This window comes from Methylocaldum gracile (assembly GCF_053646815.1).
This window is the reverse complement of record NZ_CM132196.1, coordinates 3,648,307-3,670,497: the sequence shown is the minus strand read 5'-3', so window position 1 is coordinate 3,670,497 and position 22,191 is coordinate 3,648,307. Positions and strand designations below refer to the sequence as shown.

Genomic DNA, 22,191 nt, shown 5'->3' with positions numbered 1-22,191 from the left:
TCGTTTAGGAACGTTTGAAATCTTTACCATGTCCGGAAACACCCTAGGCAAACTCTTTACCGTCACTTCCTTCGGCGAGAGCCACGGTCCCGCCATCGGCTGCATCGTGGACGGCTGCCCGCCGGGCCTGGAGTTGTCCGAGGCCGACATTCAGGGGGAGCTGGAACGGCGGCGCCCCGGCAAATCCCGGCATACCACGCAACGCCGCGAGCCCGACGAAGTGAAGATTTTGTCCGGGGTGTTCGACGGGCGTACCACGGGCACCCCGATCGGTCTTCTGATCGCGAACGTGGATCAGCGTTCCAAGGATTACTCCACGATCGCCGACTCCTTTCGGCCGGGTCATGCCGATTACACCTACCATATGAAATACGGCTTCCGGGATTACCGCGGCGGCGGGCGCTCGTCCGCTCGCGAAACCGCCATGCGGGTGGCTGCCGGCGCCATCGCCAAGAAATATCTGAAAGAACGGGTCGGCGTGACGATCCGCGCTTATCTGGCCCAACTCGGCCCGATCAAGATCGATCGGGTGGTTTGGGAGGAGGTGGACAACAACCCGTTCTTCTGCCCAGACCCCGAGAAGGTCGCGGAGCTGGAAGCCTATATGGACGCTCTGCGCAAAGAAGGGGAGTCCATCGGCGCGCGCATCAACGTCGTCGCGACCGGCGTGCCGCCGGGCTGGGGCGAACCGATTTTCGACCGGCTGGATGCCGAGCTGGCTTATGCCTTGATGAGCATCAACGCCGTCAAAGGGGTGGAGATCGGCGACGGTTTCGCCTGCGTCGAGGCGAAAGGCACCGAGTTCCGCGACGAGATGAGTCCGCAAGGTTTCCTGAGCAATCATGCCGGCGGAGTATTGGGCGGCATTTCCTCGGGACAGGATATCGTTGCCAGCATCGCACTGAAGCCGACCTCCAGCTTGCGCCTGCCGGGCCGTTCCGTGAACGTCAGGGGCGAGCCCGTGGAGGTGATCACCACGGGTCGGCACGACCCCTGCGTCGGCATCCGGGCCACCCCCATCGCCGAAGCGATGACGGCCCTAGTGCTGATGGATCATTACCTGCGGCATCGCGCCCAGAATCCGGACGTGAAGACGGAATTGGCGCCGATTCCATCCAGGGCTCCGTAGCCCCGAACGATCTTCCGCCAGCCATGCTCTCGGCGCGTAAAGTGCCTTACGGCCGGTTGTCCGGCTTTTATTTTTTCTATTTCGCGGCGCTGGGCGCCTTTTTGCCGTACTGGGCGCTTTATCTCCAGGACACGGGATTCTCTGCGGCGGAGATCGGCCAGTTGATCGCCATTACCGCTGCGACCCGAGTCGTCGCGCCGAATCTTTGGGGGTGGCTGGCGGATCGAACGGGGCGGACCCTGTCCGTCGTCCGGCTCGCCGGATTTTTCACCCTAGTCGCTTTCAGCCTGGTTTTAAGACTGCAAGGATTCGCAGGATTCGCCCTGGTCATGCTGGTATTCAGTTTCTTCTGGAATGCCATGCTGCCGCTTTTCGAAACCGTCACGCTCAATCACCTGCGCCATGATACGTATCGCTACAGTTGGGTGCGGGTATGGGGCTCGATTGGCTTCATCGCGGCGGTCGTGTCGATCGGCAAGGCTTTGGAGCGCGTCCTTTCGATCGGTTGTCTACCGCAGTTGATCGTGCTGCTGTTCGGCGGGCTGTGGCTGGTCAGCCTGGCTGTGCCGAGAGGTCCGAAGGAAATTCATGGCCCGGAACCGAGCTCTTTGTCGAATATCTTGAAGCATGGCGACGTCATTGCTTTTTTCCTGGCGTGCATGCTGCAACAACTCGCACACGGTCCTTACTACGTCTTTTTCTCGGTATATCTTCGGGATCACGGCTTCAGCAGCGGCGAGACCGGTCAGTTATGGGCACTCGGCGTCCTGGCGGAAATCGTGCTGTTCGCGTTCTTGCACCGTTTACTGGCGCGCTACAGTCTGCGCCGGATCTTTCTGGCGAGCCTCGCCCTGAGCGTTGTGCGCTGGCTATTGATTGCCTGGGGTGTCGATAGCCTTGCGGCGATTTTCTCCGGCCAACTGCTTCACGCGGCGAGTTTCGGCTCGGCCCACGTGGCCGCCATCCATCTGGTGCATCGCCATTTCCGCGGTCCGCATCACGGCAAAGGACAAGCCCTTTACAGTGCCCTCAGTTTCGGTTTGGGCGGCGCGCTGGGTAGTCTATACAGCGGATACTTCTGGACGGCGTGGGGGCCTCACTGGGTTTATACGGCGGCGGCGGGCTCCAGCTTATTGGCCTTACTGGTCGCCTGGCCGTCCGTTGGGAAACGGGATGTGGATTGACCGTTCTGCCGTCGGTATTGAAAGATGTGGGTGTGGCATTGAATATGAGACGAAACAGGAGCCATGGGCATGAGTAACTCCCTGAGAGATCAGCTTCTAAAGGCGGGCTTGGTCAACGACAAGCAAGCCAAACAGGCCAGCAAGGAAGCGCGGAAACAAGAAAAGCAGAATCGCCACGGAAATGCCGCCGCAAAGGACGAGAGCAAGCGCGCGGCTCAGGACGCTATGGCGGCAAAAGTCGAGCGTGACCGCCAGCTCAATCTGGAAAAAGCCAAAGAAGCGGAAAGAAAAGCGCTTGCCGCGCAAATCAAGCAGCTGATCGAGATGAACCGCGTCTCGCCGGGGGAGGACGAGATCGCTTACCGGTTCGCGCACGACAACAAGGTCAAAACCCTCTATGTGTCCAAAACGGTACATCAAAGTCTTGTGGCGGGCAGGCTTGCAATAGCCAGCCTGGAGTCTCGGTATGAGATCGTCCCGCTGCCGGTGGCCGAAAAAATCAAGCAGCGGGATGAAACCCGAATCGTTCTGCTCAATCAGCCCGATCAAGCGCAGGATGCCGACGACGAATATGCCGATTACAAGATCCCCGACGATTTGATGTGGTAGGCGCGTCTGGCGACGTGTGATCAGTTGTAGGTCGGGAATCCCACCCCAATCGCAAACGGACGCTCCGGCAGCGCCAGGACGTCGGTTCTCAACACAGCGGGTTGTCGGCAAGGGATTGCCGACCTACAACGATGCGCCTGGGCGGCCGAGTAGGTCGGGAATCCTTTCCCGACGTTTACAGATCGGCCAGAGGTTTTGTTGGCAAAGGATGGCCGACTTACGGGCAGCCTGGGGGACCGTACCAAACCGGAAAATGGTCTAGATCATTCCCAGCTGAAGTTTCGCCACCTCGGACATCATGTCGCGCGACCAGGGCGGATCGAAGACCACTTCGACGTTCACCCTGTTCACGCCCGGGAGATTTCTTACCGCCGCTTCGGCGTCGTATTGCAGGACAGGGCCCATGCCGCAGCCGGGTGCGGTCAGGGTCATGATGATGTCGACATCGTTCTTGCCCTCTTCGACGGGAGTCACCTTGCAGTGGTAGACCAGCCCCAAGTCGACGATGTTGACCGGTATTTCCGGGTCGAAAATGGTCCTCAGCACTTCCCAAACGTTTTTTTCGACGGATTCGGGATCCGTGCCGCTCACGAGATTGCCCATGATCGGCGGTTCTTTCCCGAGGGCATCGGCGTCGTTTCCGGCGATGCGCACCATCTGGCCCATTTCGGTGACCACGGTGAAGTTGCCGCCCAAAGACTGATACAGACTTACTACGTGGCCTTTCGGCAGTGAACCGGGGGTGCCGTCGGGGATCTGGACGACGTTGACATCCCGCTGAAGGACGATGCTTTCGCGACCGTAACCGTACATAAGTGTTATGCGTTGTTAATCAGATAAGCGTTTGAAGGTGTTTCGTTTGGACTCAGCAGGCGGGCGATTTGCTCCGCATGGATGTCCGGCAAAGGCAGCCCCGCCGGGTTCTCGGCCGGATAGGCGCGCCGGCGAAGCGGGGACTGCATGGGACCCGGCGAATACAGGTGAACGCGAACCTTGCGGCTTTCCAGCTCGTCCGAAAGGATTCGCCCGAAGCCTTCCAGGCCGATCTTGGCCACCCCGTAAGCACCCCAATAGGCTTTTCCGGTTCGGGCCACCGAGTCGGTGATGAATACGATGCCCGAATCGGGAGATTTCGCTATCAATGGCAGGAGTTCCCGGGTCAGCAGGAACGGCGCGGTCAGGTTGACGTGAAGCAGACGTTGCCACAGTCCACCGCTGATATCGCTTACCGGTCCGAGTGCGCCGAGCTCGGCAGCGCAATGCACCAGTCCGTGCAGCGCGCCGAATTCCCGCTCGACCGAGGCTGCGAGATCGCGGTAATCGTCCTCGGTAGCGCCGGCCAAATCGAGTGGATAAATCGCCGGTTGCGGTCCTCCGGCAGCTACGATGGCGTCGTAGACCTTCTCCAGCTTCGGTATGGTCTTTCCGAGCAGGATGACCGTCGCGCCCTCGGCGGCGCAAGTCTTCGAAACCGCCGAGCCGAGCCCGCCGCCGGCACCGGTAACGAGAATGACGCGGTCAGCAAGCATCGAGCCGCTCATGACAGCGCTCCGTCCAGCCAGGGCAGCAGATCCCGAGGTGTCGCAAGCAGGCCGTCGGCGCCCCAGTCATGAGGCGCATGCTCCGCCGCGATATAACCGTACAGCGCCGTGAGGGTCGTCATGCCGGCTCGGCGGCCGGCTTCCACGTCGCCGGGAGCATCGCCGATGTAGACGCACTCTTCCGGGGGGTGATTCAAACGCCGGCTGGCTTCCAGAAGGGGAAGTGGATGCGGCTTTTTTTCGGCGGTGGTGTCGCCACTGATGACGCATCCGGCACGGTCGGCCAGATTTAGTTTTTTCAGCAAGGGATCGGTGAACCTGCTCATCTTGTTGGTGACGATGCCCCAGGGAATGCCGCGCCGTTCGAGCTCGCCGAGCACGGATTCGGTACCGTCGAAGAAGCGGGTGCGGTCGGCGACATGGGCGTGGTAAAGCTCCAGCATCCGTTGCTGCACTCGGCCGAAGAGCGCCGGCTCGTAATCCCCGTTGAACGCGCAGCGCAGCATGACGGCGGCGCCGCCCGAGATGCAGGGCTTGAGTTCGTCCACGGAACGCGGCGGAATATCGGCCTCGGCGAGCGCGGCGTTGGCGGCAAAGACCAGATCGGGCGCGGTGTCGAGCAGAGTTCCGTCCAGATCGAACAGCACGGCGGAAACCGTCGGGTTTGCTGCCATGCGTTTATTCCTCGGGTCTGGCGAATGCCGCCAGGTAATTGACATCCAAATCGCGGCTCAGGGTGAACTGCCCGGTGATCGGGTTGTAGGCGATGCCCTCCATGCCGAGAAGCTCGAGTCCCGCTTCCCGTGCCCATCGGCTGAGCTCGGACGGTTTGATGAAGGTCGCGTAGTCGTGGGTTCCCTTGGGAATCATGTTCAAGAGGTATTCTGCACCGACGATCGCGAGGAGATAGGCTTTGAGCTTCCGGTTCAGGGTGGAGAAAAATACCCGTCCGCCCGGCTTGACCAGTTTGGCGCAGGCTCTGACCACCGATGCGGGTTCCGGCACGTGCTCCAGCATTTCCATGCAGGTCACGATGTCGAAGCTGTCGGATTCCGCCTCGGCAAGCGCCTCGGCGCTGACCCGTCGATAATCCACACCGATCCCCGATTCGTCCGCATGGGATTTCGCGACGTCCAAAAGCTCTTCGGCTAGGTCGATACCGACTACCTGGGCGCCGGCCCGCGCCAGTCCCTCGCTCAGTATTCCACCGCCGCAACCGACATCGACGACACGCTTGCCTTCGAGTTCCGCGAAGGAGCGAATGAACTGAATGCGCAAAGGGTTGACCGCATGCAAGGTCTTGAATTCCCCGTCGAGGTCCCACCAGCGATCGGCCAGCACGCCGAATTTGTGGATTTCGTGTTCGTGGACGTTTTCGGTGCTCGTCATGGCCGTTCCTGTACGCTGATTAATTTCTCCCGCCAGGCGGCGGCTTTCTGGAAAAGTTCTTCGGTGTTCAGAGTCGTGAGCTCGCGGTTTTTCAGAAGCTGGCGTCCCGCCACCCAGACGTCAGTGATCTGATGGCGTCCGGCCGCATAGACGACATTCGAAATCGGGTCGTACAAGGGTTGGGTTTCGAGTTCGTCGAGATGGATAGCCGTGATATCGGCAGACTTTCCGATTTCCAGCGAACCGATCTCCGCCTCGAGTCCCAAGGCCTTGGCCCCGTTGAGCGTCGCCATCCGCAATGCGGTATGGGCCGGAACCGCGGCGGCATCTCCCGATACCGCCTTGGCGAGCAAGGCCGCGGCACGCATTTCACCCATCAGGTCGAGATCGTTGTTGCTGGCCGCGCCGTCCGTGCCGATGGCGACATTGATGCCCGCCTTGACGAGCTTGGCGACGGGACAAAAGCCGCTGGCCAGCTTCAGATTCGATTCGGGACAGTGCACGACGCTGCCGCCGGATTCGGCGAATTGGCCGATTTCTTCATCCGTGAGCTGGGTCATATGTACCGCAACGAAGGACGGGCCCAAAAGATCCAGCTGCTGAAGCCGCTTCATGGGGCGCATGCCGTAACGCTGGCGGCCCTGATCGATTTCGTCCCGGGTTTCGTGCAGATGCATGTGGATCGGGCGGTCGAGTTCCGCAGCCAAGGTACGAACCTTCAGCAAGGGCTCGTCCGAAACGGAATAGGGCGCATGCGGGGCGAACGCCGTGGTGATCAAAGGGTTGTGGCGAAGTTCGTCGTACAGCGCCAGTCCCTTGGATAAATACTCGTCGGGGCCGCTCGCCCATGCGCTCGGAAAATCGATAAGGATCAGGCCGACCACGGCGCGCATGCCGCAACGTGCCGCCTGGCGGGCAGTAACCTCGGGAAAAAAATACATGTCGTTGAAGCAGGTGACGCCCCCGCGAATCATTTCCGCCATCGCCAGATCGGTGCCGTCGCGCACGAAGTTCTCGCCGACCCATTTCTGTTCCAAGGGCCAAATATGGTCGAGCAGCCATTCCATCAGCGGACGGTCGTCGGCCACGCCGCGCAACAACGTCATGGCGGCATGGGTATGGGCGTTGACGAAGCCTGGGATCAGAGCATGACGATCGAGCGACTCCACCGACGCGGCTTGATATTTAAGTTCGGCCTCGGAAATCGGCAGGATGTCCACGATCCGCCCGCCGTCTATGGCGAGAGCATGATGTTCCAGAACAATACGATCGGGCTCCACCGGGATGATCCAGCGCGCCTTTAGCAGAGTGTCGATTTGCATTCGATAACCTAGTGTTTCACTAAACTTTATCATGGGGCGTCCGGCTTGTGCATCCTGCGCCGAGCGAGAGGCATTTTAACCGATGCGGGAAAGCGCCTTACAATTCGCGTTTTTGGCAGTGTGACATGACGAAGCATCGACCGAAGGTCAGCCGGCGCATGAGCGCCGTGCAAGCCCCCATCATTCCGGTAATTGCCGAGTTGATCCGAAGCCATCCCGGAACGATTTCGCTGGGGCAGGGCGTGGTGTTCTACGGTCCGCCAGCGGCTGCCCACGAAGCGATCCGCGGTTTCTTCGCGAAACCGGAAAATCAGAAGTACGGCCCCGTCCAGGGCATGTCTCGGCTGCTCGAGTTGATCGAGCGAAAACTGGCGGCAGAGAACGGTATCCGCGTTGGCGCAGAGCGACGCATCGTAGTAACGGCCGGCGGAAACATGGGTTTTCTCAATGCTCTGTTCGCCATCGCCGATCCGGGCGACGAAATCATCCTGCCGCTTCCGTACTATTTCAACCAGGAAATGGCGATCCGGATGCTCAACTGCACGCCGGTGTTCGTGCCGACGGACGAGAACTATCAACTTCGGACCGATCTCATCCGGGCCGCCGTTAACGATCGGACCCGGGCAATCGTCACCATCTCGCCGAACAATCCCAGCGGAGCGGTTTATTCGGAAGACGCCTTGCGGACGGTCAGCGCGATTTGCCGAGAACACGGGATATACCATATCAGCGACGAGGCTTACGAATATTTCACCTACGGCGCGAAGCATTTTTCGCCGGCCTCCGTGCAAAATTCCGAGCCGCACACCATATCGCTGTTCTCGCTTTCCAAGGCTTACGGATTCGCGAGCTGGCGCATCGGTTACATGGTGATTCCGGAGCATTTGTACGAGGCGGTGCTGAAAGCCCAGGACACCAATCTCATCTGCGCGCCCTCGATTTCGCAGCACGCAGCGGTCGGAGCGCTCGAGACAGGTTCCGGCTATTGCCGCGAGAAACTGGAGACCATCGGCCGGGTTCGCGAGATCGTTTTGGACGGACTGCGGAATCTGGCCGATATCTGCCGGGTTCCGGAAGCCCAGGGCGCTTTCTATCTTCTGCTAAAGCTCGATACCGAGCTCGACTCAATGATGGTCGCGGAACGCCTGATCCGGGAGCACAAGGTGGCCGTCATTCCGGGCAAGGCTTTCGGGCTGGAAACGGGCTGTTATCTGCGGGTTGCCTACGGTGCTCTGGAGCCCGAGACGGCCGCCGAGGGAACTCGGCGGCTCGTGGGGGGATTGCGCGCCGTTGTCGATGCGTGAGTCTGGATGAGCAGCATCTGGGCTAGACGATGCCGGATTCGAAGTTCATTCGGCAATCGGGGCGGCTTAGAAACCATGCGGCGAAATGATCGGGCGGCACGGGTTTGGAAATGTGGTAACCCTGCACCTCGGCACAATCGTTCGCCGCAACCAAGGCCAACTCTGAGTTGGTTTCGATGCCTTCGGCGATGATTTCCAGCCCCAGATTTTTTCCGAGCGCCACGATGGCGCGCACGATGGCAAGGTTCGCCGGAACCTTGTCGATATTGCGGATGAACGACTGGTCGATCTTGAGTCGATCCAGAGGAAACTCCCGCAAGTAACTAAGACTTGAATACCCCGTACCGAAATCGTCGATGGCAAGCCTCACTCCCAACCGCCTGAGTTGGGCCAGAGAATCGATCGTAGTTGGCGCATCGCCCATGACCACGCCTTCGGTAAGTTCAAGTTCGAGGTATTCGGGCTTGATGCCGCTCTCCTCGATGATGCCTTTCACCAGGCCATGAAAATCCCTCTGGCGGAACTGCACGGCCGAAATGTTAACCGCTATGCGGATTGGGGGCAGTCCCTCGCCTTGCCAGGCCATATGCTGTCGGCACGCTTCACGCAGCACCCATTCGCCGATGGGGACAATGAGTCCGGTTTCCTCGGCAATCGGGATGAATTTGGCTGGGGAGACCAGCCCTAACCGTGGGTGATGCCAGCGTAGGAGGACTTCCACCCCCAAGACTTCGCCCGTGACTGCATTGCATTGAGGCTGGTAATGGAGTCTGAATTCCTTGTCGTCGAGTGCCGTACGTAGCCCTTTTTCGATGGTCAACCGTTCCAGCACCCCGTTTTCCATGTGCTCGTCATAAACAAGGCACTGTCCTCCGTAGTTTTCCTTCGCCTTATACATGGCGGCATCCGACTTGCGCATCAATCCGTCGGTAGTTAGATCATGGTCGGGGAAAAGCGAGACGCCGATGCTAGAAGTGATATGCAAGTCATTGGTCAATACGGAAAAAGGCCTGGCCAAGGCAGCCGTTATCGATTCGGCCACCAAGACGGCATCGGAGGCGTTGTGAAGGTTCTCGAGGATGACGGTGAATTCGTCGCCGCTCAGCCGGGCCACTGTGTCGCTTTTTCTGACGCAGGCAACGAGCCGTTCGGCCACGCCCTTTAACAGCAAGTCTCCGCTGGCGTGTCCGAAGGTGTCATTGATGAATTTGAACCGGTCCAGATCGATGAAGAGCAGCGCAACCTTGCTGCCGTGTCTTTGCGCATTGAGACATGCCCGTTGCAGTCGATCTTCGAAGAGCAAGCGATTCGGAAGTCCGGTGAGTTGATCGAAGTGGGCGAGATAATAGAGGTGAGCCTGTTTTCTTCGAGTAATCTCGTCGAGCAGGTCGTGTCCGGTGCCCATGCCGGCATAGATGCCGTTTTTGGTAACGATATAGCCGTTAACCATGTGCCGCATTCCAGCGTCGACGATGATGCTGGCCAGATCGTCGATGCCAGTATGCGCTTCGACGACGATGGGGCTGGGGTCCATGAACTCGTCGATCGTTTTCTTGTAGTTCAGGTCGCGTGCAAAGGGCTGAATAAAGATTTCGACCAGGGAATGGCGATCGACGATGCCGATCGGCACGAGGTTTTCGTCCGTTATGGCAGCCGAATAAAGCTCCTGATCCTTGATGAACAAGCTCAAAACATCAAGGCAGCCGGTATTCCGCGAAAGAGGAGGTACGTATTTCAAGAGGCGCGCCACCGTCCCTTGGTGAATGACCTCAGAGACGTCCATGTCCGGAAATTTCTGCTCCAAATATTTGTGTACTGCCGGAAAGGGATGCATTGGACGCATGGGATTATCTCGCTGAAGATGGATGCAAGATGGCTTCGGATCTCAGTTGCCCCGAGAAGCTGCCAAAGGCTTACAACTTTGGAGCATTCTGGGTGGCGACTCCGAAGCTGAGCATCCGTCGGAAGTTTTAGACCTTGAACAACGCCGTCACGCGGTTCATCGAATCGGCGGTCAGCGATAAATCGCGGGCGGCCTGGGCGGACCGGGTCGCGCCGTCTGCGGTCGAATTGCAGATGCGTCCGATGGCAACGATGTTGCGATTGATGTCGCCCACGACCGCCGTTTGCTGCTCGGCGGCGCTTGCGACTTGCGTGTTCATGTCGGTGAGCTGGCCGATCATCTGGGTGATGCGCGCAAGGGCTTCGCCCGCTTTGCCGGCCTCGGTTATGGTCGCTTTCATTTGATTGCGGCCGTCTTCCATAGCTTGGACCGCGGATTTCGCTTCCGCTTGAAGCTGTTCGATAGTGGCTTGAATCTCGGCGGTCGATTGCTGGGTCTTGCTCGCCAGACTGCGGACTTCTTCGGCGACGACCGCGAAGCCGCGTCCCGATTCGCCGGCCCGCGCGGCCTCGATGGCGGCGTTCAAGGCCAGCAAGTTGGTTTGATCGGCGATATTGCGTATCACATCCAAGACAGCGCCGATGCGTTCGGTCTGCTTTTCCAGAATGCCGACGACCTCGGTGGCTTTGCCCATATCGATCGCCAAGACGTCGATAGCTTCCGTTGCCTTGTCTACGATCCGTTTGGCGTTCTGCGTTTCCCGATTAGTCGCCTGAACCGCTTCGGCTGTGGCATGTGCCGTACGGGCAACGTCTTGAATCGCGACCGTCATCTGCTCCACGGCCGCAACCAGTTGGTGTATTCCGTTTTGCTGCTGCTGGACGCCCTGACTTGCGGAATCGCTGACGTTCAGCAAGTGTTTTGATTCCTGGTTGATCCTTTCGCTGCAGGCCAGCAGCTGATGCAAGGTGTCCTGGAGCTTGGCCGCGAAGCGGTTGAAGCTGCCGGCAATCGACGCGACTTCGTTGCGGCCTTGATCGTTCAGGCGAATCGTCAAGTCGCTGGTACCTTGGCTGATGGTCGAGAAATGGTCGGCGACCTTCCGTAGGGGAAGATAAACACCTTGGTACAGGTAAACACAGGAAAGCATTGATAAGGTCAAGGTCACGAGTCCGAAGGAGAGTAGCATCGCCAGCGCTTTTTCCTTGGAACGGTCGGCTTCGGCACTGGCCTCGTCGGCGGTATTTTCGATCATGCTGGACAAGGACGAGAGCTTGGTCTCGATGTCCCGGAACGTGCCCAGGAAATCGGGAGGAAGATCACGGGACGTTTCTCCGTCCGACAAGGCCCTCGAAACCAGTACATTGGCGTCGAACTCGTAGATCTCGATCAGCGGCTTGACCACGTCCAGTTCGTGCAATGCCGCTTCGGGAAGATTGTAGGTGCTGAGCGATGAGATGGATTGCCGCAGTCGTTCGCTGGTGTCCCGCAACACGCCTCGAATTTCCTCACGTTCTTCCGAAGCAGCGTCCGGGTGCAGCAACAACGCGCGGCTGACTGCGCCGAACAAGCCGTGATGCAACCGATCCGCTTCGGCGCTGCTTTTCAGCGCTTGAACTTTCAAGTGCAACTTGGTGACGCTTTCGGACTGCGCAAACAGCCCCCAGCAGGCGAGCCCGGTAATCAGACCGACACAGGAAAAGCCAATTACGGCAGAGAGAAAAATTTTTTGTTTGAAAGTCATGAGTGAGACGTCTGCTTGAAACAGTGTTGCTAGAGCTAAGAATTTTGTGACGAAGATGTCACAGAAATATGACAGTTTTGAGGACAAGGCCGAGCACAGCGTTCTGATCATGTTGATTGCAAATTTTGTCAGGTGCCGATGGGTTGTATGACCGCTAGTAAATGAGCGCCGGACTCAAACATAGCGGAAAGCTTTCAGGAACAGGCATATCCCAAATTCACGCTTTGGCTGGATTTGGCTTTATCCTATGGCGCATTTTGACGACGTTTGCCTCGGCTATTTCGGAAAAGAGCGCAAGAAATGAGAGAACAGGGTTCGAGTATTCAAAAATTGGCGATTTGGTTCTTGGTGGCTCTGATCGGAGCGGCAGCGTTCGGCGGGATCGCCTTGAATCGGGGGGAGAGCGTCAACAGCCTTTGGTTCGTGACCGCGGCGGTTTGCGTCTACGCTCTGGGCTACCGTTTCTACAGCGCCTTCGTTGCGGCCAAGGTTCTGGGTCTGGACGGCACGCGGGCGACGCCGGCTGAGCGTTTCAACGACGGGCGCGATTTCGTGCCGACCAATCGCTGGGTCGTATTCGGCCATCATTTTGCCGCCATCGCCGGCCCAGGACCCTTGATCGGTCCGACCCTCGCGGCGCAGTTCGGCTATCTGCCCGGCACCTTGTGGATACTGATCGGAGCCGTCATCGGCGGCTGCGTGCAGGACTTCGTGATCCTGTTCTGTTCGATCCGGCGCGACGGGCGCTCCTTAGGCCAGATGGCGCGCGACGAGCTCGGTCCCATCGGCGGTAACGCGGCGTTGCTGGGCGTCATGTGCATCATGATCATCCTTATCGCGGTGCTGGGCCTGGTGGTGGTGAACGCCATGAAACACAGCCCCTGGGCTACATCCACGGTGGCGGCAACCATTCCCATCGCCATGGTGGTCGGTATCTACATGCGGCATCTCAGGCCGGGACGAGTGATCGAAGCGACGGTGCTTGGCGTTAGCCTGCTGCTGCTGGCGGTTTGGGGCGGCGGCGCCATCGACGAGGTGGCGGGCCTCCGTGGCTGGTTCGACTACGAGGGACCGCAGTTGGCGCTCATGGTTATCGCTTACGGCTTTGCAGCGGCCGTGCTGCCGGTATGGCTGCTTCTGGCTCCGCGCGATTACCTGTCCACATTCATGAAACTGGGAACGATAGCAGCCTTGGCGGTGGCCATCGTCATCCTTCACCCTGAAGTGAAGATGCCGGCCCTGACCCGGTTCGTTGACGGCAGCGGACCCATTTTCGGCGGCAAGCTGTTTCCGTTCGTCTTTATCACCATCGCCTGCGGCGCCATCTCCGGCTTCCATTCCCTGATTTCGTCGGGGACTACGCCCAAGCTTTTGGCCAATGAAGCCGACGCCCGATTCATCGGCTACGGCGCGATGATGATGGAGTCGTTCGTAGCCATCATGGCCATGGTGGCGGCGACCGTCCTTGATCCGGGTGTTTATTTCGCCATCAACAGCCCCGCGGGCGTGGTGGGCAAAGATGCGGCGGAAGCGGTAGCGAAGATTTCCGCCTGGGGATTTCCGGTAACCGTCGGGCAGATGTATGCGCTGGCTCAGCAAATGGGCGAATCTACCCTGTTCGCCCGCACCGGCGGAGCGCCATCGCTGGCGGTGGGCATGGCATCTCTTTTTGCCAGCGCTTTCGGGCAGGGCTTGCTCTCGCTCTGGTATCACTTCGCCATCATGTTCGAAGCGCTGTTCATTTTGACCACCCTGGATGCCGGTACCCGCGTTGCCCGCTTCATGCTACAGGACGTGTTGGGTAACTGGATGCCCGCGCTTGGGCGGACCTCCTGGTATCCCGGCGTGATTCTGACGTCCGGATTAGTGGTGGCCGGCTGGGGGTATCTCCTCTACATCGGCACCATAGATCCCTTGGGCGGTATCAACAGCCTGTGGCCTTTGTTCGGTATCGCCAACCAGATGCTGGCGGGAATTGCTCTCTGCGTGGCCACCACCATCCTGGTCAAAACGGGGAAGCTTCGTTTCGCTTGGGTAACCGGCGTGCCGCTCGCGTGGCTTCTGATCATCACCACTTCGGCGGCATGGGAAAAGCTGTTCAGCCCGGAGCTTCGCATCGGGTTTCTGGCGCATGCACGGGATTTAAGCGACAAGCTGGCGGCGGGGCTGCTGCCCGAGGATCAAGCCGCCAAGGCGTCACAGCTCATCTTCAACGATTATCTCGACGCCGGGTTGACTGCGCTGTTCCTGGCCGTTTCCTGGATCCTGGCCGGTGACACCTTGCGGGTGTGCGGGCTGATTCTGGCCCGGAAACCCCATCCGCCGCTCAGCGAATCGCCTCACATACCGAGCCGGCTGATCGAGGATTGGGTGAGGGATTGATACTCGGTCTGCCGGGAAGGATTAGAGCGCACCCCCGGGTTCTGCGGTATCTTTTTATTCCGAAATGGTTTAATGAAATGAATTAATATTCTTTATCGTTATTCATGCATTTTTGATATATTTTTTCCCAATGTATTCAAGCCATGCCGACAGGGTGGCCGAAAGCCAGTGCGTCCGTGCGGGTCACTGGCTTTCGTTTGTCTTGTAGGGCGTTGGATCCTCAGGTTTCCTGTGGCATGGCGTTTAGTGGCGATTCGAATCCGACCGCGATGCGGCAAGGCCGCCGGCTTTAGGTCCATGATCGTGGCGTAGCAGGCCATGTGGACCGGTCTAATCGCCTGTTCGGCAGCAACTTCTTCAAGAGACTATTCAGTGAGCACACTCAGCGGCCCCTTGAACCCACAACAATGGGATATCTTGAGACGCTTGGCAGAAGGGCTTTCCCACGAGCAGAGAGTTTGGGCCAGCGGTTATCTGGCGGGATTCGGCGATGCCGAGCAGAAACGCATTCCATCACCTCCGCTTCGATCTTCGGAGGCGTCCGCGGGGGTAACCGTGCTTTTCGGCTCGCAAACCGGGAACGCCGAAAAGATCGCCAAAGCGCTGCATGCTCGATTGCAGCAAAGCGGCATCGCGGCGCGGCTGGAGGACATGGGCAGCTACCAGAGCGCCCAACTCAGACGCGACCGTTGCCTCCTCGTGATCGCGAGCACCCACGGCGAGGGCGAGCCGCCGGACAATGCCCGCCCGTTTTATGAGTTCCTGCACGGGAAGAAAGCGCCCAAGCTGGAGGGTTTGCGGTTTTCCGTCCTGGCCCTTGGCGATACCAGCTACGAATATTTCTGCAAAACCGGGCGCGATTTCGACAGCCGGTTGGAAGACTTGGGCGCGACCCGCCTTCATCCCCGTGCGGATTGCGACGTCGATTACGAGGAAACGGCGGAAGGCTGGATGGAGGGCGTACTGGCGGCGTTGGCCCGATCTCGGGAGCCGCGGGTGGAGGTATCGACCCCGGCCGCGTCGGATCAGGTATCCGCGTACTCTAAGAAACAGCCGTTCCCGGCTACCCTGGTGGAAAACGTCCGATTGACGGGACGAGGCTCCACCAAGGACGTGCGGCATATCGAACTGTCCATCGAGGGCTCCGGATTGCGCTACGAGCCGGGCGATGCTCTGGGCGTGGTTCCCTCGAACCGGCCGGAACAGGCGGCCGATCTTATGGAGAGCATCGGGCTCGATCCAAGCGCAGCCGTTTCCGGCTCCGACGGCGTCGAAACCACGTTGGAAGACGCGCTTCTGCATCATTTTGAAATTACGACGCTTACCCGTCCGTTTTTGGAGAAGTATGCAGAGCTGTCCGGTTCCGCCGAATTGGCCGAATTGCTCAAGGACGAAAACCGGTCGCGTTTTCGGGATTTTCTCGGCGGTCGGGAAATCATCGATGTGGTCCGGTGCTATCCGGTCACCGGCATTACGGCCGATCGGTTCGTCGCCATGCTGCGTAAACTTCCGCCCCGGCTTTATTCCATCGCATCGAGCCTTAACGCCAATCCCGACGAAGTGCATCTCACCGTCGGCGTCGTGCGCTACGAGAGTCACGGGATGGACCGTCATGGCGTCGCGTCCACATTTCTCGCCGATCGGGTGGCGGAGGAGAGGCAGGTGCCGGTATACGTCGATAGCAACACCAATTTCCGGCTGCCCGAGGACCCTGACGCTCCGATCATCATGGTCGGACCGGGAACGGGCGTGGCGCCTTTTCGCGCCTTTCTGGCGGAGCGCGAGATCGCGGGGGCCAGGGGCAAGAGCTGGCTGTTTTTCGGCGACCGAAATTTCCACACCGATTTTCTGTATCAGCGGGAGTGGTTAGCTCATCGGAAGAACGGTCTCTTGAGCCGGATCGATGTGGCGTTTTCGCGTGATGACGACAATAAGGTCTATGTGCAGCACAGGATGTTCGAACAAAGCCGTCAACTGTATGCGTGGCTGGAAGAGGGGGCGTATTTCTATGTCTGCGGCGACGCTAAGCGTATGGCCCCCGACGTTCACGAGGCTTTGATCGCCGTCGTGGCAAAAGAAGGGGGCATCGACCGTGAACGGGCCGAGCGATATGTCCGGAACTTGCAGTCCTCGAAGCGCTACCAGCGTGACGTGTATTGAGGAGGCGATGATGGAAGAACGCATGCAAGCCAGCGAAGACGAAGACCTCAAGGCGCGCAGCCTCTATTTGCGGGGAACAATCGAGGAAAGCCTGGCCGATCGGGCGACCGGCGCCGTATCCCCGGAAGACGCCAAGCTGCTCAAGTTCCACGGCACCTATCAGCAGGACGACCGGGATCTCCGCAACGAGCGCCAGCGGCAGAAGCTGGAGCCGGCCTACGGCTTCATGGTCCGGGTGCGGATGCCGGGCGGCGTCTGCACGCCTCGGCAATGGCTGCAACTGGACGAACTGGCGCGCCGTTACGGCTACGGTTCGCTGCGCATCACGACCCGCCAGACCTTCCAGTTTCATGGCGTCTTGAAACGGCACCTCAAGGCGACTATCGCCGGCATCAATCACGCCTTGCTGGATACCATCGCTGCCTGCGGGGATGTTAACCGCAACGTGGTTTGCCACAACAACCCCTATCTTTCCCCGCTGCACGAAGAACTTTACGACTGGAGCAAACGCCTTGGCGCGCACCTGCTCCCGAAGATGCGGGCCTACCACGAAATCTGGCTGGACGGCGAGCGCGTCGCCGGGACGCCGGCCGAGGAAGAGCCCTTGTACGGCAAGCATTATCTGCCGCGGAAGTTCAAGATCGGCATTACGTTGCCTCCCCACAACGATATCGATGTCTTTGCCCAGGACTTGGGATTCATTGCCATCGCCGAACGCGGAGAGTTGCTCGGTTTCAATGTCGCTGTGGGCGGCGGCATGGGCATGAGCCATAACGAGCCTTTGACTTACCCGCGTCTCGCCGAAGGCATCGGTTTTTGCCGGCCCGATCGTCTCATCGAAGTCGCCGAAAACGTACTCAAGGTGCAACGCGACTTCGGCGACCGGAGTAACCGCAAACATGCCCGGCTGAAGTACACCCTGGACGACCGAGGCACGGAATGGTTCAAGGCCGAGCTGGAAACGCGGCTCGGCTGGCGGCTCGAATCGGCGCGGCCGTTTCGTTTCGAAAGCACCGGCGACCGCTTCGGCTGGGTGCGGGACGGCCGGGGGCAGTGGCACCTGACGCTCGGCATCCTCAGCGGGCGTCTGAGAGATACGCCCGAGGCCGCCTGGCTGACGGGTCTGCGCGAAATCGCCGAGTTCCATGAGGGCGACTTCCGCTTGACCGCCAACCAGAATCTGATCATCGCCAAGATCGGCGAATCCGCTAGACCTAAGATCGAAGCCTTGCTCGACCGGTATCGAATTCCGGACGCCGAGCGCTGGAGCGGCTTGCGGCGGCAAGCCTTGTCGTGCGTGGCCTTGCCCACCTGTGGATTGGCCATGGCCGAGAGCGAACGCTGGTTGCCGGCGCTTCTCGCGCGGCTCGAGCCGCTGCTGAAAAAGGCCGGATTGGAAAGAGACGCCATTACTCTCCGGGTCACCGGCTGTCCCAACGGCTGCGCGCGTCCGTATCTCGGCGAAATCGGACTGGTCGGCAAGAGTTTGGGAAAGTACAACCTTTATCTGGGGGCGGGCTCCGACGGCAGCCGCTTGAACGCCCTGTACCGGGAAGGGCTTTCGGAAGACGAAATTGTGGATGCACTGGGTCCTATCATCGCGCACTATGCGCACGAGCGTCGGACGGGAGAGTCTTTCGGCGATTTCGTTATCCGGGCGGGCTATGTACTTGAAGTCAAGGCAGGACGCGAATTTCAGCGGACCTAGACGGCTGAATTCCGCTGCTGCCATCATTGCAATCTTCAACCGGCGTGCACAATCGCGCCCACAATCCTGCAACTATGACCACGCCGGGGCAACAGCCCCGCTAAACCATTTTCATTCCGCGTTAACAACATCCGGTGTTATTCCATTCGGCATTCGAATGCACGTTAATCGTAGGGTGGGTTAGCGCAGCGTAACCCACCGGTCCGAGGTCGCTCGGTGGGTTACGGCGCACGCGAAGCGCAGTGATTGGCGGTCGATCAGTGCTGATGTGCGCCTAACCCACCCTACAAAAATTAATTCCTGATTGAAAGCGATTTGGAATTAAATGCACGTACAGGGACGACTCGATTGCCTTTACACCCGAATTGAAAGAGCGCTGGCTCGAGATTTTCCATGCGTTCCCGGAACGCGAATGAAAATAAATTGTCAGCGCATAATGATCAGAAACGCATGCAAATTTGTTTTCTATCATTCGTAACATCTGGTTGACCTTTGGACAAAAATTTGATTCCCTAACAGGTCACTTGTTATTGATGGTCGATGCGCTTTCGACCGGGCTTGGGGCAACGTAAGTCCCGCAATCTGTGACGCTTTAAATTCTCACTTCTCGTTTCTCCTCATGGATGAAGCAGGCAACAGACCAGAATCCTTCTTCCGTATGATTACGGAGAGTGCGCCATATGCGCTGGTGCTGGTCGACCATGACGGCAGGATCGTTTTAGTCAATGCGTATTTGGAGCAGTTGTTCGGTTATTCAAGAGACGAATTGCTTGGATGCTCGATCGACGTTTTCATTCCCGAGCGGTTTAGAATCGGGCACGAGGCATATCGCCAAAGCTTTAACAAGGATCCCGAGCGAAAACCCATGGGCATGGGGCGGGACCTTTACGGTTTGTGCAAGAACGGCGAGGAAATTCCCGTCGAAATCGCTCTGAATCCGATACATGTCGATAAGAAAAACTATGTGTTGGCAGCCATAGCCGACATCACTCAGCGCAAGCAGGCCGAAGAGATTGTGCGGCAAAGCGAAGCGCGTTTGAATTTGGCTTTGAGCGCTGCAAGGGCGGGAACCTGGGACTGGGACATACTTCAGGACAAAGTGATGTGGTCGGATGGCTCTTATCATCTGCTTGGGCTCAAGCCGGGAGAGTGCGAGGCGTCCGCCAAGAATTGGCTCGAAAGAGTGCATCCCGATGATCGAGCCGTCGTAAAAGAGGCTGTGGATTCGGTGATCAAACGGTTTATGACGCAAAGGAAGCAGGATGCGTTCAATCTGGAATATCGCGTCTTGCACACCGACGGCAGCATTCGGTGGGTCAACGATCGAGGCCAAGTCTTGTACGGTCGGTACGGTCGTCCCGTCCGCATGATCGGTATCATGCTCGATGTGACCGAACGCAAGACGGCGGAGGAGCAACTTGCCGCGCAAGCGCAGGAGCTGGCGCGCTCCAATGCCGAATTGCAGGAATTCGCTTATGTGGCTTCCCATGATCTACAGGAGCCGTTACGGGCAGTGGCGGGTTGCGTGGAAATCATTCGGCGGCGATACCAGGGAAAGCTGGACGTGCGGGCGGATGAGGTGATTTCGCATGCGGTGGACGGCGCCGCACGCATGCAAAACCTCATCAATGATCTATTGGCATATTCGCGTATCGGCTCACGGGATCAACCTTTTGAACCGACGGACTGTCAAGCGATCTTAAACACAGTCTTGGCCAATCTCGAAGTCCCCATCAGCGAAAGCGGAGCCAAGATAACCCATGACCACCTGCCCACGATTTCCGCGGATTCCGGCCAACTCATCCAACTGTTTCAGAATTTGATCAGCAACGCCGTCAAATTCCGCGGTGACCGAACACCACAGATTCATATCGGCGTAAAAAAACAAAACAACGAGTGGGTATTTGCGGTCGCCGACAATGGCATCGGTATAGAATCCCCTTATTTCGAACGGATATTCAGGATTTTTCAGCGATTGCACGCGCGGAACGACTATCCCGGCACCGGGATCGGACTCGCGATTTGTAAGAGAGTCGTGGAGCGACATGGCGGGCGGATTTGGGTGGAATCCGAGCCCGGCCGCGGTACGACCTTCTTTTTTACTTTTCCTACCAAGCTCAGAGCGATCCGATGAGACCCGTCAATATCCTGCTGGTTGAAGATAGCCCCACCGATGTGCTTCTCACCCAAGAAGCGCTCGAATCCGCAAAGCTGCTCACCGAGCTGTTTATCGTGGAGGACGGCGTGGAAGCCACCTCGTTTCTCCGGCGGGAGGGTAAATACGCTGATGCGCCACGTCCGGACCTAATTCTTCTCGATCTTAATCTGCCGAAGAAGGACGGCCGCGAGGTTCTCGCCGAAATCAAGAGCGATGCGAATCTAAAAATGATTCCGGTAGTGGTGATGACGGTATCCAAGGCGGAGGAGGACATTCTTCGGGCGTACGGATTGCATGCCAACTGCTACATCACCAAGCCGGTCCATTTCGACAGTTTTGTTAAAGTGGTTCAGGCCATCGAGAGTTTCTGGTTTACGGTGGTGAGCCTTCCTACCCGGTAGTTTAGCCTATGCAGCAGCACTACCACGTTCTCCTGGTGGAGGACAGCCCGAGCGATGCCTTCCTGGTCGAAGATGCGTTAGGCCAGGTCGGCATGGTGTGTTTCGATTTGGAACGGGCGGCTCGGCTCAGCGAAGCGAAGGAAATCCTAAGGCGGCAGCGGTTCGATGTGATCCTTTTGGATCTCAATCTACCCGATGCCGAGGGCGTCGATACGCTGTTGAAGATCCGCGATATGGCGGGTTCGGTTCCCATCGTCGTCTTCACCGGTCTGGACAATGAGGCTGTCGGATTTCGCCTGATCCAGGAAGGGGCTCAGGATTTTGTCATTAAGGGGCAGTTTCAGGGTAACCTGCTCATCCGGTCCATTCGTTATGCCATAGAACGCAAGCGAATCGAGGAGGCGCTGAAAGAGGCCGACCGCCGCAAGGACGAATTTCTCGCCATGCTGTCCCACGAGTTGCGCAATCCGCTCGCGCCCATCCGCAATGCGGTCGAAGTCTTGAAACAACCGAATGTTACGCCGTTTCACGTGGATTGGGCGCAGGGCATCATCGATCGCCAGTTGAGCCAGCTTACGCGCTTGGTCGACGATCTGCTGGACATGTCGCGCCTCACCTGTGGCAAGGTAACGCTCAAGCCTCAAGTCCTGGAGCTCACGACGCCTGTTCTGCAAGCCGTCGAAGCAAGTCGTCCGCTTATCGACGCCAGTCAGCATGAGTTGTGCATACAATTACCGTCCGCGCCGCTTTGGGTGGAAGCCGATTTCGCTCGATTGACGCAGGTATTTTCCAATCTTTTGGATAATGCGGCGAAATATACGGACGAGGGCGGTGTTATCCAGTTGCTGGTCGAGGCGGAGGAGCAAAAGGCGGTGATACGGGTGCAGGATAACGGGATGGGCATATCGCCTTCGAGTCTCCCGCACATCTTCGACTTGTTTACCCAGGAGCCGCGTTCCCTTGATCGGGCACAAGGCGGTCTTGGCATCGGTTTAAGCCTGGTCAAGCGATTGGTAGAGATGCATGGCGGAGAAGTGGAAGCCTACAGTGCCGGCACTGGCGCGGGTAGCGAATTCGTGGTGCGGTTGCCCTTGGTGGATACGAATTCATCTGAAGAAATTCCGCCGCCGCAGGGGGCTGGAGATACAAACGAACCCGGGAAGACACGTGAAACGAGGTTCGATCATCATTTTTCCATGCCATCAGATCGCAAGGCGCTCAAACCGTTTTCGAAGTATTCCAAACGAGTCCGTCGATTAAAGATTGCCGGTACTTCTCGCTGATCGCTCGCGGAAGCGCCAGACAGGCTGGTGCAAG

At 58.5% G+C, this 22,191-nt stretch carries 17 protein-coding genes; 10 read left to right on the top strand and 7 right to left on the bottom strand.

Annotated elements, in window-relative coordinates:
* Positions 1-28 precede the first annotated feature (28 nt).
* From aroC to ACWJJK_RS16215, 3 genes are all read left to right on the top strand, one after another.
* Positions 29-1,129 (top strand): chorismate synthase, encoded by a 1,101-nt coding sequence (aroC, locus tag ACWJJK_RS16225; RefSeq protein ID WP_156879555.1) that lies wholly within the window; start codon positions 29-31, stop codon positions 1,127-1,129.
* A gap of 23 nt (positions 1,130-1,152) precedes the next feature.
* Entirely contained in the window at positions 1,153-2,313 is a 1,161-nt protein-coding gene (locus tag ACWJJK_RS16220) for an MFS transporter (protein ID WP_156879556.1), read from the top strand.
* Positions 2,314-2,382: 69 nt separating this feature from the next.
* Positions 2,383-2,922, top strand: a complete 540-nt coding sequence (locus ACWJJK_RS16215) for a DUF2058 family protein (protein WP_086135488.1) — start codon at positions 2,383-2,385, stop codon at positions 2,920-2,922.
* A 258-nt stretch (positions 2,923-3,180) separates the two neighbouring features.
* Here ACWJJK_RS16215 and sufT read toward each other — a convergent pair whose 3' ends face one another.
* Genes sufT through ACWJJK_RS16190 form a run of 5 tightly spaced genes read right to left on the bottom strand, consistent with a single transcriptional unit; the run spans position 3,181 to position 7,174 of the window.
* A complete protein-coding gene (sufT, locus tag ACWJJK_RS16210; RefSeq protein WP_077731161.1) occupies positions 3,181-3,735 on the bottom strand; it encodes a putative Fe-S cluster assembly protein SufT in 555 nt (184 codons plus the stop codon).
* Between the two features lie 5 nt (positions 3,736-3,740).
* On the bottom strand, positions 3,741-4,463 hold the full coding sequence (locus ACWJJK_RS16205) for an SDR family NAD(P)-dependent oxidoreductase (protein WP_077731162.1): 723 nt from the start codon (positions 4,461-4,463) through the stop codon (positions 3,741-3,743).
* On the bottom strand, positions 4,460-5,137 hold the full coding sequence (locus tag ACWJJK_RS16200; RefSeq protein ID WP_347257279.1) for an HAD family hydrolase: 678 nt from the start codon (positions 5,135-5,137) through the stop codon (positions 4,460-4,462). The genes ACWJJK_RS16205 and ACWJJK_RS16200 overlap by 4 nt, the downstream gene beginning before the upstream one ends.
* 4 nt (positions 5,138-5,141) lie before the next feature.
* Positions 5,142-5,852, bottom strand: coding sequence for a bifunctional 2-polyprenyl-6-hydroxyphenol methylase/3-demethylubiquinol 3-O-methyltransferase UbiG (gene ubiG / locus ACWJJK_RS16195; RefSeq protein ID WP_156879558.1), 711 nt, complete (start codon positions 5,850-5,852; stop codon positions 5,142-5,144).
* Positions 5,849-7,174, bottom strand: coding sequence for a TRZ/ATZ family hydrolase (locus ACWJJK_RS16190; RefSeq protein WP_086135277.1), 1,326 nt, complete (start codon positions 7,172-7,174; stop codon positions 5,849-5,851). Before ACWJJK_RS16190 ends, ubiG begins: the two co-directional genes overlap by 4 nt.
* Before the next feature lie 125 nt (positions 7,175-7,299).
* Here ACWJJK_RS16190 and ACWJJK_RS16185 point away from each other — a divergent pair, with 125 nt between their 5' ends.
* Entirely contained in the window at positions 7,300-8,478 is a 1,179-nt protein-coding gene (locus ACWJJK_RS16185; protein ID WP_454128290.1) for a pyridoxal phosphate-dependent aminotransferase, read from the top strand.
* 22 nt (positions 8,479-8,500) lie between these two features.
* Here the strand turns inward: ACWJJK_RS16185 and ACWJJK_RS16180 are convergent, their stop codons facing one another.
* Together ACWJJK_RS16180 and ACWJJK_RS16175 are read right to left on the bottom strand one after the other, a co-directional pair.
* Positions 8,501-10,321, bottom strand: coding sequence for an EAL domain-containing protein (locus ACWJJK_RS16180; RefSeq protein ID WP_086135278.1), 1,821 nt, complete (start codon positions 10,319-10,321; stop codon positions 8,501-8,503).
* 127 nt (positions 10,322-10,448) lie between these two features.
* Positions 10,449-12,065 carry a methyl-accepting chemotaxis protein gene (locus ACWJJK_RS16175; RefSeq protein ID WP_454128289.1) on the bottom strand — a complete coding sequence of 539 codons (1,617 nt, stop codon included), beginning with the start codon at positions 12,063-12,065 and terminating at the stop codon, positions 10,449-10,451.
* A 300-nt stretch (positions 12,066-12,365) separates the two neighbouring features.
* On the opposite strand from ACWJJK_RS16175, the gene ACWJJK_RS16170 reads away from it, so the two are divergent.
* The 6 genes from ACWJJK_RS16170 (at position 12,366) to ACWJJK_RS16145 (ending at position 22,157) form a co-directional block, all read left to right on the top strand.
* Positions 12,366-14,447, top strand: coding sequence for a carbon starvation CstA family protein (locus ACWJJK_RS16170; protein WP_086135280.1), 2,082 nt, complete (start codon positions 12,366-12,368; stop codon positions 14,445-14,447).
* A gap of 372 nt (positions 14,448-14,819) precedes the next feature.
* Complete coding sequence (locus tag ACWJJK_RS16165; protein ID WP_454128288.1) at positions 14,820-16,607, top strand: assimilatory sulfite reductase (NADPH) flavoprotein subunit; 1,788 nt, start codon at positions 14,820-14,822, stop codon at positions 16,605-16,607.
* A complete protein-coding gene (cysI, locus tag ACWJJK_RS16160; RefSeq protein WP_454128287.1) occupies positions 16,558-18,315 on the top strand; it encodes an assimilatory sulfite reductase (NADPH) hemoprotein subunit in 1,758 nt (585 codons plus the stop codon). The genes ACWJJK_RS16165 and cysI overlap by 50 nt, the downstream gene beginning before the upstream one ends.
* Before the next feature lie 619 nt (positions 18,316-18,934).
* The gene (locus ACWJJK_RS16155; RefSeq protein WP_077731171.1) at positions 18,935-20,449 is read left to right on the top strand and encodes a PAS domain S-box protein; all 1,515 of its coding nucleotides are present in this window, start codon (positions 18,935-18,937) and stop codon (positions 20,447-20,449) included.
* Complete coding sequence (locus ACWJJK_RS16150) at positions 20,446-20,874, top strand: response regulator (protein WP_077731172.1); 429 nt, start codon at positions 20,446-20,448, stop codon at positions 20,872-20,874. Before ACWJJK_RS16155 ends, ACWJJK_RS16150 begins: the two co-directional genes overlap by 4 nt.
* Before the next feature lie 8 nt (positions 20,875-20,882).
* Positions 20,883-22,157: an ATP-binding response regulator gene (locus ACWJJK_RS16145; RefSeq protein WP_156879563.1), complete on the top strand. Its 1,275-nt coding sequence runs from the start codon at positions 20,883-20,885 to the stop codon at positions 22,155-22,157.
* Positions 22,158-22,191: the final 34 nt, after the last annotated feature.

Coding starts and splice junctions, on each gene's coding strand:
- aroC (WP_156879555.1), top strand. CDS start 29: ATGTCCGGAAACACCCTAGGCAAACTCTTTACCGTCACTTCCTTCGGC.
- ACWJJK_RS16220 (WP_156879556.1), top strand. CDS start 1,153: ATGCTCTCGGCGCGTAAAGTGCCTTACGGCCGGTTGTCCGGCTTTTAT.
- ACWJJK_RS16215 (WP_086135488.1), top strand. CDS start 2,383: ATGAGTAACTCCCTGAGAGATCAGCTTCTAAAGGCGGGCTTGGTCAAC.
- sufT (WP_077731161.1), bottom strand. CDS start 3,735: ATGTACGGTTACGGTCGCGAAAGCATCGTCCTTCAGCGGGATGTCAAC.
- ACWJJK_RS16205 (WP_077731162.1), bottom strand. CDS start 4,463: ATGAGCGGCTCGATGCTTGCTGACCGCGTCATTCTCGTTACCGGTGCC.
- ACWJJK_RS16200 (WP_347257279.1), bottom strand. CDS start 5,137: ATGGCAGCAAACCCGACGGTTTCCGCCGTGCTGTTCGATCTGGACGGA.
- ubiG (WP_156879558.1), bottom strand. CDS start 5,852: ATGACGAGCACCGAAAACGTCCACGAACACGAAATCCACAAATTCGGC.
- ACWJJK_RS16190 (WP_086135277.1), bottom strand. CDS start 7,174: ATGCAAATCGACACTCTGCTAAAGGCGCGCTGGATCATCCCGGTGGAG.
- ACWJJK_RS16185 (WP_454128290.1), top strand. CDS start 7,300: ATGACGAAGCATCGACCGAAGGTCAGCCGGCGCATGAGCGCCGTGCAA.
- ACWJJK_RS16180 (WP_086135278.1), bottom strand. CDS start 10,321: ATGCGTCCAATGCATCCCTTTCCGGCAGTACACAAATATTTGGAGCAG.
- ACWJJK_RS16175 (WP_454128289.1), bottom strand. CDS start 12,065: ATGACTTTCAAACAAAAAATTTTTCTCTCTGCCGTAATTGGCTTTTCC.
- ACWJJK_RS16170 (WP_086135280.1), top strand. CDS start 12,366: ATGAGAGAACAGGGTTCGAGTATTCAAAAATTGGCGATTTGGTTCTTG.
- cysI (WP_454128287.1), top strand. CDS start 16,558: ATGTCCGGAACTTGCAGTCCTCGAAGCGCTACCAGCGTGACGTGTATT.
- ACWJJK_RS16155 (WP_077731171.1), top strand. CDS start 18,935: ATGGATGAAGCAGGCAACAGACCAGAATCCTTCTTCCGTATGATTACG.
- ACWJJK_RS16150 (WP_077731172.1), top strand. CDS start 20,446: ATGAGACCCGTCAATATCCTGCTGGTTGAAGATAGCCCCACCGATGTG.
- ACWJJK_RS16145 (WP_156879563.1), top strand. CDS start 20,883: ATGCAGCAGCACTACCACGTTCTCCTGGTGGAGGACAGCCCGAGCGAT.